This is a genomic window from Sphingobacterium bovistauri, assembly GCF_020295405.1.
Lineage (GTDB): Bacteria > Bacteroidota > Bacteroidia > Sphingobacteriales > Sphingobacteriaceae > Sphingobacterium > Sphingobacterium bovistauri.
Genome location: NZ_JADEYP010000013.1, coordinates 49,489 through 66,943 on the forward strand (window position 1 = coordinate 49,489; position 17,455 = coordinate 66,943).

Here is a 17,455-nt window from a genome sequence, read left to right on the forward strand (position 1 = left end):
CAAACTATTAACCGTAATTAAACCATGACACGTTATTACTTAATCATCTTATCCATATGCTTCTATTTAGTGAGTAATTCTCAAGATTTTTCGTACGGAAAAATAGCGAAGGAGGAATTTGAAAAGAGCACCTATGCCCCACATGCTGAAGCGATTGTACTTCAAGAGTTTGGGAAAGCAAGAGTTGAATACCAAGAAATTAAGCAAGACCTGGTACTACGGTTTTATTACCATACCAAAATCTTAATTAAAAATAAAGAGGGGTTAGAATATGGAAACTTTACAATCCCGCTATTTAAAAGCAGCAACAATAGCAGCGAAACTATTCATGGCATTAAAGGGACGACTTACCATATATCAGCCGAAGGCAAAATTGAAAAAACAGACCTTGACAAAAAAAATATAATTACTGAAAAATCAACAGACAATATCAATTTGGTAAAGATAGCTCTGCCAAATGTAAAAGAAAACTGTATTGTTGAATTACGCTACACCACAGAATCACCATTTCTATATAATCTAGAGTCTTGGAAATTTCAAGATTTTATTCCAAAAATACATTCCGAATTTGTAACAGAAATACCCGAATTATGCCTGTACAATGTAAATATGAAAGGATATGTGAAACTTGAATCGAAAAAAGACTTACCTTATGATACGAAGATTGTTACGGGAGTAGGTGATGTGCGAGGTACTCAAACCACCTATATCGCAAAAGACATTCCTGCCTTCATAAATGAAGACTATATGACTTCAGCTAAAAATTTCATGGGGAGATTAACCTTCGAACTAGCTTCATTTTCTATCCCATTTGGTCCCAGACATAATTTTTCAAGAAGTTGGACCGACGTTAAAGATCAACTTTTTAAGTCAGAATCATTTGGCAAAGAATTGAACAGAGCAAGTCTTTTTAAAAATATTCTTCCTACCATTCTAAAAGACAACATGAATACTTATGATAAAGCAAATGCAATTTATGACTACATAAAATCACATATAAAATGGAATAAATCATACGGACTTTTTTGTGAAAATGGTGCAAAGGAAGCGTTGGAACAAAAAAACGGAAATGTCGCTGACATAAATCTAGCGCTCATTAGTGCTTTGAGAGCCGCAAAAATTGATGCTAACCCCGTTATTCTATCCACAAGAGATAATGGCTTGCCCTCCCTCTTCAGACCTACAATTACAGATTACAATTATGTCATTACGCATGTATTAATTGATTCACAAGAATACCTACTAGATGCCTCCGATATTTACTCCCCATTTGGCCAAATACCTTTCCGTTGTGTGAATTATCAAGGATACCTATTCAAAGAAAATGGCGACAAATCTATAGAACTAAAATCAAATCTTGTTAGTAAAATAGGCTATGAATTCCATGGCGATTTGGATGAAAATGGAAACCTAAAAGGTCAACTAACCGTACATAGGAATGGCTATCTTGCAACAAATAAAAGAGAAGAAATAAAAAGCTTCAATTCTATTGAAGAGTATGTCGAAAATTTAGAAGAATCGACTGTACATTACAAAATCAAAAATCATCAAATAGATCACTTAGACAATCCTTCAGAAATCCTAAGCGAGGTGCATCAAATCGAATTCAATAATTTTGCATCTAAAAAAGAAAATGAACTCAAATTTATTCCATTTATAACTGGTAGGACATCTAAAAACCCATTCAATCTTGACGAAAGAACTTATCCTGTTGACTTAGGATCTAACATTGAAGAATCTTATATTCTAAATATTAAACTTCCTAGTGCATATAAAATTGCAAATAAACCTAAAAATCTACACTTAACATTACCTAACAAAGAAGCACGCTATCTCTATATTATAAAGGAGAATGAAGGTATGTTATCAATTCAAATACTTTCACAATTGAATAAAGCGTTATTTCTACCAGATGAATATCATGATCTAAAAGAATTTTTTTCGCATATTATACAATCACAAAGTTTAGATCTCACTATTGGTAAACCATCTATATAAAGTTCCGAATTAATCTTTCAATAGCTAAATATTTACAGGTAAATTAAAAATTACCTGTAAATATTACATAATTAACATGTGATTAACTATATTTGATATTATCAAAACCTATTAGTCATGAATTTAGACCCAACTGATATCAAATTGCTCAAACTACTTCAGGAAGATGCAACCTTAAGCAACAAGGAGTTGGCTGAAAAACTATACAAATCTATAGCAGCTATCCACGAAAGAGTTAAAAAACTCAAGAAAGCTGGATATATCAAAAAAACAGTAGCTATATTAGATCGAAAAATGATTGGCATTGGTTTAATTTCATTTTCTCAAGTTTTTTTAAAAGCACACACTTTCGAAACTCTTAATGAGTTTGAGAAGGAAGTCGCCAAATTTCCTGAGGTCATGGAGTGCTATCAAATGGCTGGATCCTACGACTTTATGTTGCGCATCGCAACAAAAGACATGGAAGCGTACCATATGTTTCTAAGACACAAATTAGCTGTATTACCACAAGTAAACACAGTGCAAACATACTTTGTGTTATCTGAAACCAAAAGCGAAACTGCATACCATTTCTAAGAAGAAACATTTTAACATATTGTTTTTCAAATATTTAATGGCTATATTTAAATTTAAAAACAACCATTAGCTATGAGAAATACGATAATATTAGTGCTACTTATTATTTGCAGCATCTCTTGTGCAGTTGCTCAAAATCCAACAGGTGTTTACATTGCCACCAACAATAATGATAAACATCTATTATTAATTGCAGACGGCTATATCACCCACACTATTTTTAGTGCGAGCGAGTATAAAAATACACAGGGTGGTACTTATAAAATAGCTAATAACGAATTAGTAGTCAATTGTGAATTTGATGATAAAAACCCATCAAATATCGGGAAAGAACACCATTTTCCTATTCGATTTGAGTCTGAAACTTTGTATTTAGATAATACCCCTTTCCAAAAACAAGCAAAGTCTAAACAAGATTTAGATGGGTTGTGGCGTATTACAGGAAGACAAAACAACCAAACGGTGAATACTATCAAAAGAGCTGATCGCAAGACAATAAAATTACTTGTAGATGGTTACTTCCAATGGATAGCAATTAATCCGATTGAAAAAGGATTTTACGGTACAGGTGGAGGAAAATATACTTTTCAAAATAGAAATTATCAGGAAAACATACTATTCTTCTCTAGAGACAATAATCGTGTGGGAGCGACATTAAATTTTAGTGGAGAAATTAAAAACAATGAATGGCATCACAGTGGAAAAAGTTCAAAAGGTGATCCAATTTATGAAATATGGAGTAGAGATAACTAAAGAAGCCCAACATCGTTGGGCATTCTTAGATTCTATTTAGGTTGAATATACTTCTTACTTTGCTTTAAATTTTTCTAATCCAGACTTCAAGAAATCAGCATACTTATCTACATTGTAGACAGCACCACTTGTTGGAACTAATAATTCTCCATTCGTGTCTAGCAGTGCATATAATGGTTGAGAATTGCTCTCGAATCTTGTGATTTGAAAATCAGCATTGCGCTTACTTACTGTATTGATTTTTTTGCCCGTTTTTTCTGAAACATAATGCTCACTCTCTGGCAATTCTAAAACCTTATCATCTACATATAATTCTACCAAGATGAAGTCATTGTTGATCATGTCACGTACTTTTGGCACACTCCAAACCTCTGCTTCCATCTTACGACAGTTCACACAGTTCCAACCTGTAAAATCAACCAGCAATGGTTTATTTTGTTCTTTGGCAGCAGCCAAAGCCTCCTCGTAATCATAATAAGGATCTAACCCTTTGATCGTCGCTTTGCTATGGAAATATGTGTAATGTTTGCGTTTAGCAGCATCTGTACCAGCTGCATTCGGAGCATGTGACACTCCCGATGCCAAGTCAAAATCTTGCGTACCTACTGGTGGTAAAAATGCGGAAATAGCTTTCAATGGAGCGCCCCACATTCCTGGAATCATATAGACTACAAACGTGAATACCATAATAGCAAACATCGTACGTGGAACAGATAAAAACTCTAAGTTACTATCGTGTGAGAATTTTATTTTACCAATTAAGTACAAACCTAATAAGCCAAAAATTACAATCCATAACGCTAAGTAAACCTCTCTATCCAATAAGTTCCAGTTGTATGCCAAATCTACATTTGATAAGAATTTCAAGGCTAATGCTAATTCTAAGAAACCTAAAACAACTTTTATGCTATTCAACCAACCGCCAGATTTAGGTAAGGATTTTAACATAGAAGGGAACATAGCAAACAACACGAAAGGTACAGCTAATGCTAATGAAAAGCCTAACATGCCTATCGCAGGACCTAAACGCTCACCACGTGTAGCAGCCTCTACCAGCAAAGTACCAATAATTGGACCTGTACAAGAGAATGAAACTACAGCAAGACTTGCAGACATGAAGAACAGTCCAACAAGGCCACTTTTATCAGAGTTTGAATCAATTTTATTTACAAAAGAACTAGGTAATGTAATTTCAAATGCACCTAAGAATGATGTCGCAAAGACAACCAATAATAGGAAGAAGAAGAAGTTAAAAATACCATTTGTCGAAAGTTCATTTAATGCTTCTGGACCAAAAGCTATGGTAATAAGCATACCCAACGCCACGTAGATAACAATAATAAACAATCCATACATAAAGGCCTGCGAAATAGCCTTGGAACGAGAACCTGCTTTTTTGGTAAAGAAACTCACTGTCAGCGGTACCATTGGGAAGATACAAGGCATGAAAAATGCTGCGAAACCACCCAACAAACCTGCTATAAAAATTCCCCACAACGAAGCATCTTCTTTTTGTGTTTCACTTGAAGTAGAGATATCTGCATTCTGCAAAGAATCAACCGGAGATGTAGCAGCTGATAGTTGACTAGAATCTTGTCCATCAGTAAACTCGACATCGCCAAAGTCGACAACAGCCGAGCTATCTACACTTGCCTCCTCCGATGATGTGCCATCAGAAAATTCAACGTCATCTAAATTAATTATGGTATCCTGAGCAATACTAGGAGTCGTAGACCAAAATAAAAAGACAACAAAAAATAATTTCAAAAACAATTTCATAACATTAGTTTTTTTATTCTCTTAAATAAGATCAGCCGAGTTAGCACTCGGCTTAATCTATTCTAACACAAACAATCCTAAACAAATAGGATGAAACAAAAATTTATATTAGCCAAATAATGGCTTTTCTAATCTCGCAATTGGCATGAATCCTCTAAAATCCAAATCTGTAGAAATATAACCTTCCTTCACAGGCTCGTCTTTTACCAAATCAGTACTCAAATATTTTTTATTATCGTCACATAATAATGTAACTACAACCGCATCATCACCTAACTGCTCTTTCAGTTTAATTGCACCAATCACATTTGCACCTGATGAAATCCCAACTGCTAATCCCAGCTGTTTAGCAATTTTTTGCGCCATTATAATTGAATCACCATCTGAAGCACATACGACTTCTTCCAACTCATCCAATTTTACAATTGCAGGAATAAATTCGTCGGAAATACCTTGAATACGATGCGCACCTACTTTGTACCCTGTTGTCAGCGTAGGACTTTCTTGCGGTTCTAAAGGGTGAATCTTTACAAATGGGTTATAATTTTTCAATTGCTTACCCACTCCCATCACTGTACCTCCTGTACCTACACCTGCCACAAAAGCATCTGCAACCAAACCTTTAGACTCCAATTGTAAAGCAATTTCCTTTCCGGTAGTCATCTCATGCGCCTCAGCATTGAACAAATTTTCAAACTGTCTAGGCAAAAATACACCTCCCTTAGCAGCTAATTCCTCACTCAACTTGATACTACCTAAAAAACCACCTTCTTCTTTGCTGATAAGCTGAATATCAGCCCCCATGCTTTTGATAATATCGATACGTTCTTTACTCAACCAATTAGGCATGATAATTTTCACCTCGTGCCCCAAAGCTTTACCTATAGCAGAGAAAGCTATACCAGTATTACCACTCGTAGCTTCTACAATCATATCATCTGGACTTATTTGGCAATTTTTATATGCTTTATACAAAATATATAATGCCATACGGTCCTTAATACTTCCCGTCAAATTATAATTTTCACACTTCACAAAAATCCTATTCGGCTTGCCTTTATATACATATTGCAATTCCAACATAGGCGTATTTCCCACCAAACACCATAAATGTTTGAAACGACTATCTAATTCTGGCGATAAACATTTACTGTGTATAGACTCTGTAGACATTTCTCTTTATCAATCTTATTTAACAACTACACAAAAATGCATCAAATCAGAATTATTTTCAATAGCACCATTGGTATTCAAAATATTTTTTCGACAAAACACATATAAACAGAAAATATTAAATAAACAAACCACAAATCACCCACTTCATGATTAAATGATGTAATTTATCACCTAATAAGAATTCAAAAATAATCTCCCTAATAAACAAATCACATTATCAATAAATGAAATGGTAACTAGTAATACTGTTGAATATCTAAGAAATGATGGTAATTCTTTTAAAAGTTTCTATTGAAAGCTTTGGACCAATAACTTTTACTGCTTGACTTATAAATACAAGGAATAGCAACTACGAAATCCTAGAGTGCATATAATACGCAATAATTAAGCAGCTATTTTGAAATTTTGTAGATAAAAGTATTTAAGAAAACATAGGATCTTCTGTGATTTAGAACCTCCCGTGTTTTATGGATATTTTATTTCTTTTGATAAACTCTGATATAATCTATCTCATATTTCGCAGGCAACAATGATTCATCTATCTGCCCCCCATTATCTCCACCTAATGCTAAATTCACTAACACATAATGAGGTTGCTTAAACGGATTGAAATTAGTTCCATCTTTGTTAACAAGTCGTTCTAATGAAACTTTATTTAACAATACATCATCTAAATATAATGTGATTTCGTTTTCATCCCAGTCCATCCTCCAAACATGAAATTCTTTTGCCCACATCTCACCACCTAAAGACTCAACAGATTTAACGCCATTATGCCATTCCGCTGTCCACCTTTTATTAGTACCATTAGCAATATTAGCAAGTATATTTCCTCGGTAATATTCCATGATATCTATCTCTCCATTTGAAGGCCACTCTTTATCCACTCCCAATGTCCAAAATGCGGGCCACAGCCCTGACCCAACAGGAATTCTTGCTCTCATTTCAAACCGACCATACTGCCAGTATTTTTTACCCGAAGTATTTAATGATGATGAGGTATACTTAATATCTCTACGAGATTTCTTCCAATCTTGGCTACCGTCCTCGTAAAATGGATTTGGTTTAATTTCCTTTTTTAATTCAATAATCAAAAAGCCATCCTTACAATAAGCATTGTCCTTTTGATACCACTGATCTTCTCGATTACGAACAAATCCATATTCGTAATTCCATATTTTCTCATTTACTTTTCCATTTTTATCAAATTCCTCTGACCATACTAACTTATAAGTACTTTTTTCATGTTGTTGAGCATATACGGAATTCGTTAATATGAATAGTATAATTAATGATTGATAACGCATGTTTGAAAAAATTATTTGAATAAATTATTTAATTAATTGGCACCCCATCTCTTTTGAATCCTTCAATGATTAGACAGGTAATGATGTAATCAGATTCTCTACCTGTATCTTCGTGTGCACCATTAATGCCATATGGCCAAAAGTGCTGTAAATCCCCCTTCAATTGTGCACTAGAATCATTGGAAGCTTTGCGCAATGCCAAATTCGCATTTTGTCCAAGATAAATTCCATTTTGAATAAGAGTCTGCTTCCACACATTGGATGTACCTGCACCAATAGCGTGAGCAAACTCGTGTAAAAATGTACCCGTTTTTTGATAAGAAGTATTACTTCCCCAACGCATCCAACCAGATATACTTGCGTCAGCTGTTCCTACACCAGTATTATATTCAATTGTTACCGTTTTTACAATGCTTGTATATTCTTCTAACAATTTGACACCATGATCAGCCATTGTTTTCAATCTTGCAAACACATCCGTTGGAATATTTGACTGATTATGGAAGTTAACGGTTATTTTTCCCTTATTGTATGTTTGAAAAGCCCCTTGACTACTATAATAAACTCCTTTCGATGTTTTGACATAGGAGCGAATAAAATAACTTTTACCCAATTCTAAATCTATAACATTAACTTTAAATGCTAAATTTTCTATTTTATCAGCGATTACATTATTATTATCGACAGTTGGATTCTGTGTAGTCCCAAAACAAATACCCGCTTCTATAATATTTGCGCCCCCCGTATCTTCAATCTTAGAACTTACTTCTATACTGTTCAATTTATAGAAAAGAACAGATGCTGAACCCATCTTCGCGTCATTATAACTCTCCGATTTAAATTCAAATAATGGGCCGTAAGACCTTCCCTTACTATTGGAAGCAAACGATTTAGCATAATAGGTTTTTCCTCCTTCCAAATTTGTTAATTCTACCTCAAATTCACCAGTTCCAGATAAACTATTAGGAGGTGCATTAGAATCATCTATTGTTGGATTATTATGTATTGCCCAGCAGATTCCACGCTCGATAATTGATGCCCCTCCTGTATTTTCCACTTTTGATTTTAAGATAGCTTTCGTAGTTGATTTACTGAAAAGAGAAATATTTCCCACTGATGGAAAATCAATAGATGGTACTTCGATACCACTACCCTTATCCGGTGCAGAAGAACTAGTTTTCCCACAACCTAAAAATGGAACTATTAGAAGAAACAGAAATTTCATCATAACTATTAAAATTGAAAATCAAAAAACGTATAGATGCTCTATAGAGAAATCATAGAGCATCTATCACACATTTTTATTTTAGTTGAGTTGATGTATTGTTATGCCTTTAACATTAAAATATTGATTACTTGAACTTGTCAAGTTGACTACAACACCAATTGTTACAGCCTGTGTTGTAGGGTTATCGAATTCAAAACTTACAATACGATAATCGTCATGAATCCATTTCAGATCATAGGATGCTAGTTTATTTGCATTTAAGACATCAGCGACATTTGGCAAATCGCCATTATTTGTTACCACAAAATAAATGAGGTTATTTGTAGCATCTACATTGTTCGTTACATTATTACGTCTAAATTCAACTTGTACTCTATACTTTCCTTGCGGTAAAGTAGAAGTCTGATGTATTTTACCATTACTAATATTAGGCGTGCCCCAGCCTGCTTCTGCTGCTAAAACACCTATACCACTATTTTGATCGTAACTTCCTCTCCCACTTATACCATTTGCTGTTGCATTAGAATTCCAATTAGCCAATACCCCCCATCTACCTGACAAATTGGTCGCTGCAAAAGGATATCCCATATTTCTATAAAAAGTTAATATGGGCTTGAAATCACTAAAAGCAGTATAGAAAGTATCTAGACATAATGTATCAGGTAGATACAAGCTTCTGTACGACATTGCCTCTCCAATTTTTACATCATTAAAATTCAATACGGACTGATCAATATTAAGCCGAGCCACCTTTTCCTGACCTGCTTTATTTTTATATTTAACTTCTGTAGCGAAAATACCAAAAGTACGGTCGACATTCCCAAAGGTAGATGAGAAGGTATTATCATATGCTTTTAAACTATTCATTGAAATAGGTCGATTAATTAGTGACATTTGATAATTATCGCCATATGAGCGTCCAAATGCATAAACTCGAACAGATTTATTCCCCTCATTATCGAATGTTACAATCTCAAAATTATAAACACGATCTTCTAGGTTTGAAATATTAGCTTTCAAAGTATCTACACCTTCTGTACGTGTAATGGGAATCGAAAGTGAATCTCTTCTACCGTCCCAATAGATTCGAGCCTCTTTAATCTTTGGATCGGACACCAAGAGTCCAGTTATTAGCACTCTATTTTTTCCAGAAAATACTTTGACAGAATCAACTTTTCCTGTATAATTAACAATCGGCTTATCCTCGATATATTTTTTATAGTCGTCCATTTTTTTACATGATACCGCTGATATTAAATAAAACAACACAGCGACACATGTAAGGATTCTATGATTATTTATCTTCTTCATGTTCTTAAAAATTAAATTTATCTTGGATCTCCATACAATTGTATCTCCCCAATAGCCATGTAACTTGATCCATCCCAATTCTTAGTACTGCGAATACGTATATACCTTACTTTTGGAGCATTGATATCAAACTCCCAGTTCAACCCATTTACAGCAGTTTGATAATCCTCATCCGACTGTTGTCCAAATGGTAATCCAGAAGGTTTAGTAGCATTAAATGATCCCAATAAATGCCAATTATTCCACGACCCATCTGCAGGAGGATTATTCGAACCCCATACTTCAAATTCTTTTAAATTGCCTTTATAATAGTATGTACGACCATTGTAATATTCTGGATAATCCCAAATCACGATACGACTTAATTTTGCCATAGAACCTATATCTACCGTTGTATAATGAGGGCCTGAAATGGCAGCTTGTGTCATATATATACGCGGCCAATTCATGATATCTCCATCCCACATACCAGTATGTGATGTAGATGTATGATTAGGAGCATCGCCAGGCAATCTAAATCCTCTATAACCTGATTTAGAAATAGCAGTTTCATACAATGGTTTTATCTGTGCAAATAAGGTATCTGTATTATTGAGCCAGCGATCACGAACAACGAAGGCAAGATCTCTAGCAATTGTATCCATTCCACGCATAGTAGCATGAATTTTATCTGTTGAGGTGTACACACTATTTGGGTCAGCTACCCATTCTCCATATTCATTCTTTTCCATGATGAGAATAGCAATCTTAGCTCTTTCAATATTCAAAGCCTTTAATTGCAATCCTCCAAAAGACGGCTGAACTTCTAATGACCGATAAATATCCCATATTGGGGATTCTTCTGGATTAACAGTAACTTCCAAGGGCTCCGAAATTGCCTCTGAGCGATTTACAGCATATAATTTCACTTTAAAAGAACCTGGTTCCGAAAAACCATCAACCACCATTTGATTCGTATAATATGATGCTTTAATAGTACGCATAGTACCATTAGGCAAAATATATTCAGCCTTGACATATGATAAATCATCGTCAGAAGGCAAGGAATATGTAAGTACAGCCGCGCCATTTTTATTTGTTACGGATACATTACTAATTTTGCCTGGAGGAGTCATATTGCTTTCCAATGGCTTTAGCATAGTTTCCTCTTCACAAGAGATATTTAATAATACTATATTGATTAGTATTATTAATCCATATAAAAAATTTTTCATAGTATATAACTTATTAATTACCAACCATAATTTTGAACAAGGTTCAAATTTTGAATAACCGTATTTTCACTAATTGGCCAAAAATAATCTCTTGGAGCTACAAAGCGTTGGTTAAAAATTGTACGAATCACATAATATGATGCTGTATTTTCACCTTGCATATTCCATCCAGTAATAGGTTCATTAAGAGCTATTGCAGCAGTTTTCCATCTTCGTAAATCCCAAAAACGCTGTCCCTCGAAAGCTAGTTCAATAAGTCTCTCTCGTCTAATTATCTCGCGAAAACCTTCCTTTGTAGTAAATTTAAGAGCATTGATAGAATAATTACTCCAAGACTCTTTCACCCCCTTTAACCCTGCTCGAGTCCTTATTTTATCAATATATTCAAATGCAACTTCATTGGTAGGTCCATAAGCTTCATTCAATGCCTCCGCATACATTAAATACAGATCAGCTAAACGAATCTTAGGCCAAGGATATGTTTTGTAAGTTACACCCGAAGCAGTCGTAACTTGGTTCCAATCAATTAGTTTTTTGATAAAATAACCTGTTTCATTAAAATGAAATGCATGCGTACTACCTGCATAATCAGGTCTTTTACTGCGGACTACTTTTGAATTTTCATCCGAATACCCTGGTGTATCATATTTAAACCATCTGGCGCCATCAAAAGCTAAGGACGAATAAAATCTCGGCTCACGATCAAAATGTAATCTAGCCGTTATGAAATTAGGTTCAATATAAAATCTATCATTTTGAGTAGCTGTCCTTAACTCTGAATCATCTGAAAAACTTAATGTCTTGTCTTCATTAATTGGCACTCCATTTTTCGTATAAAACATTTTTGCAATCTTCAATGGAGGAGAAAATATTTTACGGTTATCATTATGATTTTCATCCGCACTCAAAGGAGGCATAGCATCACGCTGTAAATCCCTTGTCAAACTATTAGGATCTGCCCAAATATGTTCATCATTGAATCGTTCCGTCACCGATTGCCTAAGTGTCAGCTCTAGCTTCGTAGCATCAGATATATTAAGGTTACCTCCTTGTGTAAATGCAAATAATTGATGCAAATTACCTTCGGCTTCATCTATAGCATCCTTCGCTGCCTCTGCTGCGCTTTCCCATTTTGTATTATCATATTCTTGAGGAAACAGAACCTTACCATCTTTGTTTTTAACATTAGAAAAATCCGTATTACCATTGAACAAAGGGCTTGCTGCCAACAATAATGTCTGCGCTTTGACAGCTTTTGCAATTGACAGCGTAATTCGCCCTAACTCATTTTCTCTATCTACAATTTGATTTGGCAAATCAGAATAAGATTCTTCAAGCAGATTAACGATATAATTTACGCACTCATCAACAGAATTTCGAGACACATCCATTACTTCTTTGGAAGCGCCTACATGAATATCTTCATCCATAATAGGAATTGGACCATACATCCGCATCATGTAAAAATGAAAATATGCCTTTAAAAATTTAGCTTCTGAAATCCACCTTGCTCGTTCGGTAGGGCTTATGTCAGGCACCAAACTCGGCTTAGACATATTATCAATAAAAATATTGCAATGTCTTATCCCCTGATATAGACCTCGGCTTGCATCATAATTTCCATACCAATAATTAACATATGGATCTGTAACACGTTGATTCCCTCGTGCAATCTCAAATGACCATGGCGATATACTCGTTTGATAAGGAATCCAAATCTCATCACCAGCAAGAAAAGCTGGATTACTCCATACATTTCCCTCTTTTGGAATATAATTATATAATGTAAATAAGTATTTTTCTGCCTCAATTCGTAGCCTGAATGCATACTCGATAGTAGCAACGTTATCTGGTACAATATCTAAGAATTTCTTACACGAAGTTGTTGAACCTATCAATACAGCCGATATAGAAGCTAGTGTTATATATTTTTTAATGTTTGTAGCTCTCATGATTAAAAATTTGCTTGAATACCAAAATTGTATGTACGTTGGATAGGATATCCCAATCCATTTCCTCCCATTTCTACATCCCACAACTTAAAATTGCTGATGGTAAATACATTCATCATATTCGCATAAAAGCGAACTGACCCTAATTTATATCGCTCAAGTAATGTACGAGGGGCATTAAATCCTAATTCAATATTCTTAAGTCTTAAAAATTCACCGTTACGCATCCACCATGTCGATTGTTGATTATTATTTCCTACGAAATAATCACTCAATCTTGGAAAAAAAGCATACATATTTCTATTTTCCTCAGACCAATGACTCTCTGCGACCGCTGTTAATAAACCGTTTTGTGCTCCACCATTACGCACAAAAGGTGTAATATTTTCTGGGTTAATAAAGAATGAAGATTTACCTGAACCTTGGAAAAAGAACGAAAAATCAAAGCCTTTATATCCAGTCGTACCACCAAATCCATAAATGAATTCTGGAGAAGTAGGGTAACCAATAGGTACAGCATCATTCGAAGTAATCATTTCATCACCATTCATATCACGATACTTTATATCTCCGGCCATGTAATCGCCAAATTGTTGGATAGGTGAATTAGCGACATCATATTCATCAATGAATAATCTTTCAGCAATTAAACCAAATGCTTGAGCAGCTGAATGACCAACTTGATACCGATATCCCATATTATCAGGATACAAGAGCTCGTCTCTTTTTGTGATCTTTGACTGTGCAAATGTCATATTTGCCCTGTATTGAAAAAACCAACCTGTTGATAAACTCTTGTTATAATCTACCGCAATATCAAAACCTTGCTTTTCTACCTTGCCTGTGTTTGCCATCGGTGTAGCTTGCAAACCGATTGTAGTGCCAATATGAGATCTAGCTTCTAGGATATGCGATTTGTAATCTTTATAGGCATCAGCAACGATATTAATACTTCCATTTAATAAGGATAAATCAACCCCCAAGTTTATCTGCCGAGATTGCTCCCAAGAAATATCATGATTTGCATAACGACTTACACTTACACCAGGTCGCGAATAGCCATAATCATAGCCAAAAGTTGACAAATAATCATAATTTCCAATATTTACTTCTGACAGATAGAAAAAACGATCAGTATCACGTCCGATGGCATCATTACCTATAATGCCGTATGTGGCTCTGAATTTCATATCGGAAATAACGGGTTTCAACGATTCAAAGAATTTTTCATTCGAAATTCTATATGCCAAACCAAATGAAGGGAAGAAACCAAAACGTTTTGATTCATGAAAGCGTTCAGATCCATTATAACCAAAGTTAATTTCAGCCAAATAACGATCATCATAACCATACGTAAAACGTCCAGATAGCCCATTATTACGACGTGGAAGCCCCAATTGTAAAGATGTAATATTATCTCTTGCAATTTTGTAATCCTGAAACAACGTAATTAACATCCCCGAAACACTATGCTTACCAAATATGCGTGCATAATTTGCAGCAGCTTCAAGATATAATGTTGCATTAATATCCGAGCCAGAAGATCCATATCCCAAGAATTCCTGGCCGACTAGACCTACGGAACCTGTAGTACCATCATTGATAACACTTAAATTCACAGCATTAGTGGCGGGATCCAGTCTTGAAGAGTAATAAAATGGATTGTATGAACGTGATGTCTGACCATAAGAATAACGCTTTGCATAAGCCATTGTTCTAAAATTCAATCCTTTGGTTAGAAAATCCAAATTCTGCTTAATTTCCACCTGAGGCATTAATGTAGAGCGATTATATTGTCTATATCCTCTGACCAATTCCGCATAAGGATTCGATAATAATATACCATTTGTTGAATTACCATCCATAACTACGTGTCCTCCAAATAATGGATGTTGGATATATGGCAAATAATCAGCAGGATACACGGCTGGGAATTGTACTGGATTAGACCATAATGCCATTCTGAAATATTCAGCACCATCACGTATTGGTCCATTATAATCATCGAACTGTCCGTACAAATTAATACGAGCCTCTGTTGTGCTGGTAAGATCAATATTTACATTAGAGCGTAATGAGTAATTAGTCAATGATATATTGTTGTTAAAATTACTTGTCCCATGTTTTTTCAAGATACCATTATCCACATTATACGTTCCTGAGACATAATATCTAGCACGGCTACCGCCACCACTAGCACTCAAATTATACCCTTGATTGAATGTATAATCTTTAATTAACATATTAATCCAATCGTTATTAGGATACAAATATTCATCCGTCCCCCTTAATGTGTGTTCTATTTTGGCTTGAGTATATGGTAATGGTTTTGGAGTCGGTCTAGTAAGCACAGCCTCATTTGCCAAATTCATATATGTAATATTATCTGTTAGTTGAATGTTTTTTGTATTAGTCGATAACTTACCTTCAGCTCTCACCATAAATTTCGTAGTTCCTTGGGCACCCGTTTTAGTAGTAATTAACACCACACCATTTGCGCCACGCGCTCCATAAACGGCAGCAGCTGTTGCATCTTTCAATACAGAAAATGCTGCAATATCATCTGGTTGAAGGCGAGCCATATCGGTTGCAGACGACTCAATACCGTCGATCAAAATTAAAGGGTCTGTTTTCCCCGACCCAAAAGATCCTAATCCTCGAATAAAGAATTGAGCGTTATCAGACCCCGGCTCTCCAGAACGCTGATAAGCTATCATCCCCGATACTCGCCCCGCAAGCATAGTAGTCAAATTTGAACTTGGACCTTTAAGTTCCTTTGGATTGACAACAGTAATAGAGCTCACTAAAGAAGCTCGCTTCTGCGTTCCGAATCCAACAACTACAGCCTCATCTATTGCATTGCCTATTTTTTCATTCAATATCAGATCAATAACATACACCCCCATTGAATTGGGTTGATAATCTGACATTTTCACTTCAGCATTCTCATAAGCCATATGATTAAATGAAAGAGTAGATGATCTAGAAACTTCAAATTGAAATGCCCCCTTTTCATTTGTAGTACCTAGTGTCCTGCCTGATTTAATTGAAATAGTAACACCCGATATTGGCCCCTCAGCTCCAGTAATTACCCCCGCTATTCGTATCAAATCCTCTTGAGCATAACCTGATGCTACGATCAAGAGACATAATAGCGTTGTTAATAACCGCCTAAGTTTGTTTGATTTTAAGTAATAATTGTCTCTCATAATTGGTATTTGTAGGTTGTATAATTGTATTTCAACAATAAAGTGTTAAATAAACACTTATTGATTTGTGTAATAAAATTCTTTACACAGTATTAAATTGAATCATATAAAATTAATTGGCTATAATCAGTTGATAAATCTATACAAATATTTATTACATCTATCAACAATAACTTAAACAGGTTAAATCTTGGTAAGAAGTTGTTAATATAATGCCAACTCTAGATATCATTCACCATTTAGGACTACACCACAATAATAAATGAATATTTATCTAATACAAGAATTTAAGAAGGAAAATTTGTTGATCAACACATCTAACCTATACCCTATATGATCTGTATCAAAAAAATAGATAAGATAAACTTCTAATTTAAAGTTAAAGTCGTTTTTAACTCAGCATTCATTCTCTTCTATCAGAGTCATTCTAATAAAAAACTATCCCCATATTAAGCCAGACAAACGTGATATCATTAACAAATGATGCTGCAAAAATTAGACACAATAAGAAGTATTTACCTTCAAATTCTATAGAATTAAGTATGATAATAATTTAAAAAAAATAGAGAAAAGTTGAAGCACCGCGAATTAAATGACTAAAAAAAGTTTATTTTATAAGCAAAAAAATTTTTATTAATCATTTCATTTGTTACTTTTGCGCCCTAAGTAAAAATCACAAATAATCTCTTAGACACTCAACTAATAGAGATTTACACATTAACTATGAAAAATAAACCAAATTAACAATCCGCAGGGATGATAATTTGGCAATTCGATTAAAATGAAAAAACAGTATATCACACCTAGCATTACTATGCTTTCTATTGAAATAGAGGACACTATTTCAAATTCATCTATTAGCACTTTAAAAATAGTAGAAGACAACACTATGGTTAGAGAAGAATGGTTAGACGATTCTTCTGATGAAAAAATTATCAATTGGTTTTAATTT

Annotated in this window: 12 protein-coding genes; 4 read left to right on the forward strand and 8 right to left on the reverse strand. The window is 34.5% G+C overall.

The features are described from left to right. Positions 1 to 24 precede the first annotated feature (24 nt). The 3 genes from IPZ78_RS08540 to IPZ78_RS08550 all read left to right on the forward strand — a co-directional run bounded on the left by IPZ78_RS08540 (position 25) and on the right by IPZ78_RS08550 (position 3,327). The gene (locus IPZ78_RS08540) at positions 25 to 1,998 is read left to right on the forward strand and encodes a DUF3857 domain-containing protein (RefSeq protein WP_225552690.1); all 1,974 of its coding nucleotides are present in this window, start codon (positions 25 to 27) and stop codon (positions 1,996 to 1,998) included. A 117-nt stretch (positions 1,999 to 2,115) separates the two neighbouring features. Then, on the forward strand, positions 2,116 to 2,574 hold the full coding sequence (locus IPZ78_RS08545) for an Lrp/AsnC family transcriptional regulator (protein WP_225552692.1): 459 nt from the start codon (positions 2,116 to 2,118) through the stop codon (positions 2,572 to 2,574). 72 nt (positions 2,575 to 2,646) lie between these two features. Next, positions 2,647 to 3,327: a hypothetical protein gene (locus IPZ78_RS08550; protein ID WP_225552694.1), complete on the forward strand. Its 681-nt coding sequence runs from the start codon at positions 2,647 to 2,649 to the stop codon at positions 3,325 to 3,327. Between the two features lie 54 nt (positions 3,328 to 3,381). On the opposite strand, the gene IPZ78_RS08555 is transcribed toward IPZ78_RS08550, so the two are convergent. The 8 genes from IPZ78_RS08555 to IPZ78_RS08590 all read right to left on the reverse strand — a co-directional run bounded on the left by IPZ78_RS08555 (position 3,382) and on the right by IPZ78_RS08590 (position 16,503). Further along, on the reverse strand, positions 3,382 to 5,106 hold the full coding sequence (locus tag IPZ78_RS08555) for a protein-disulfide reductase DsbD family protein (protein ID WP_225552696.1): 1,725 nt from the start codon (positions 5,104 to 5,106) through the stop codon (positions 3,382 to 3,384). Between the two features lie 108 nt (positions 5,107 to 5,214). Then, on the reverse strand, positions 5,215 to 6,279 hold the full coding sequence (locus tag IPZ78_RS08560; RefSeq protein ID WP_225552698.1) for a PLP-dependent cysteine synthase family protein: 1,065 nt from the start codon (positions 6,277 to 6,279) through the stop codon (positions 5,215 to 5,217). 479 nt (positions 6,280 to 6,758) lie between these two features. Next, positions 6,759 to 7,589 (reverse strand): glycoside hydrolase family 16 protein, encoded by an 831-nt coding sequence (locus IPZ78_RS08565; protein ID WP_225552701.1) that lies wholly within the window; start codon positions 7,587 to 7,589, stop codon positions 6,759 to 6,761. Positions 7,590 to 7,617: 28 nt separating this feature from the next. Further along, positions 7,618 to 8,817, reverse strand: a complete 1,200-nt coding sequence (locus IPZ78_RS08570; RefSeq protein ID WP_225552703.1) for a hypothetical protein — start codon at positions 8,815 to 8,817, stop codon at positions 7,618 to 7,620. A 78-nt stretch (positions 8,818 to 8,895) separates the two neighbouring features. Then, a complete protein-coding gene (locus IPZ78_RS08575) occupies positions 8,896 to 10,128 on the reverse strand; it encodes a DUF4998 domain-containing protein (protein ID WP_225552704.1) in 1,233 nt (410 codons plus the stop codon). A 17-nt stretch (positions 10,129 to 10,145) separates the two neighbouring features. Continuing rightward, positions 10,146 to 11,342, reverse strand: coding sequence for a DUF5000 domain-containing lipoprotein (locus tag IPZ78_RS08580; protein ID WP_225552706.1), 1,197 nt, complete (start codon positions 11,340 to 11,342; stop codon positions 10,146 to 10,148). A 17-nt stretch (positions 11,343 to 11,359) separates the two neighbouring features. Further along, positions 11,360 to 13,294 (reverse strand): RagB/SusD family nutrient uptake outer membrane protein, encoded by a 1,935-nt coding sequence (locus IPZ78_RS08585; RefSeq protein WP_225552708.1) that lies wholly within the window; start codon positions 13,292 to 13,294, stop codon positions 11,360 to 11,362. A gap of 2 nt (positions 13,295 to 13,296) precedes the next feature. Next, positions 13,297 to 16,503: a SusC/RagA family TonB-linked outer membrane protein gene (locus tag IPZ78_RS08590; RefSeq protein WP_225552710.1), complete on the reverse strand. Its 3,207-nt coding sequence runs from the start codon at positions 16,501 to 16,503 to the stop codon at positions 13,297 to 13,299. A gap of 781 nt (positions 16,504 to 17,284) precedes the next feature. Here IPZ78_RS08590 and IPZ78_RS08595 point away from each other — a divergent pair. After that, on the forward strand, positions 17,285 to 17,452 hold the full coding sequence (locus IPZ78_RS08595; protein WP_225552712.1) for a hypothetical protein: 168 nt from the start codon (positions 17,285 to 17,287) through the stop codon (positions 17,450 to 17,452). Positions 17,453 to 17,455: the final 3 nt, after the last annotated feature.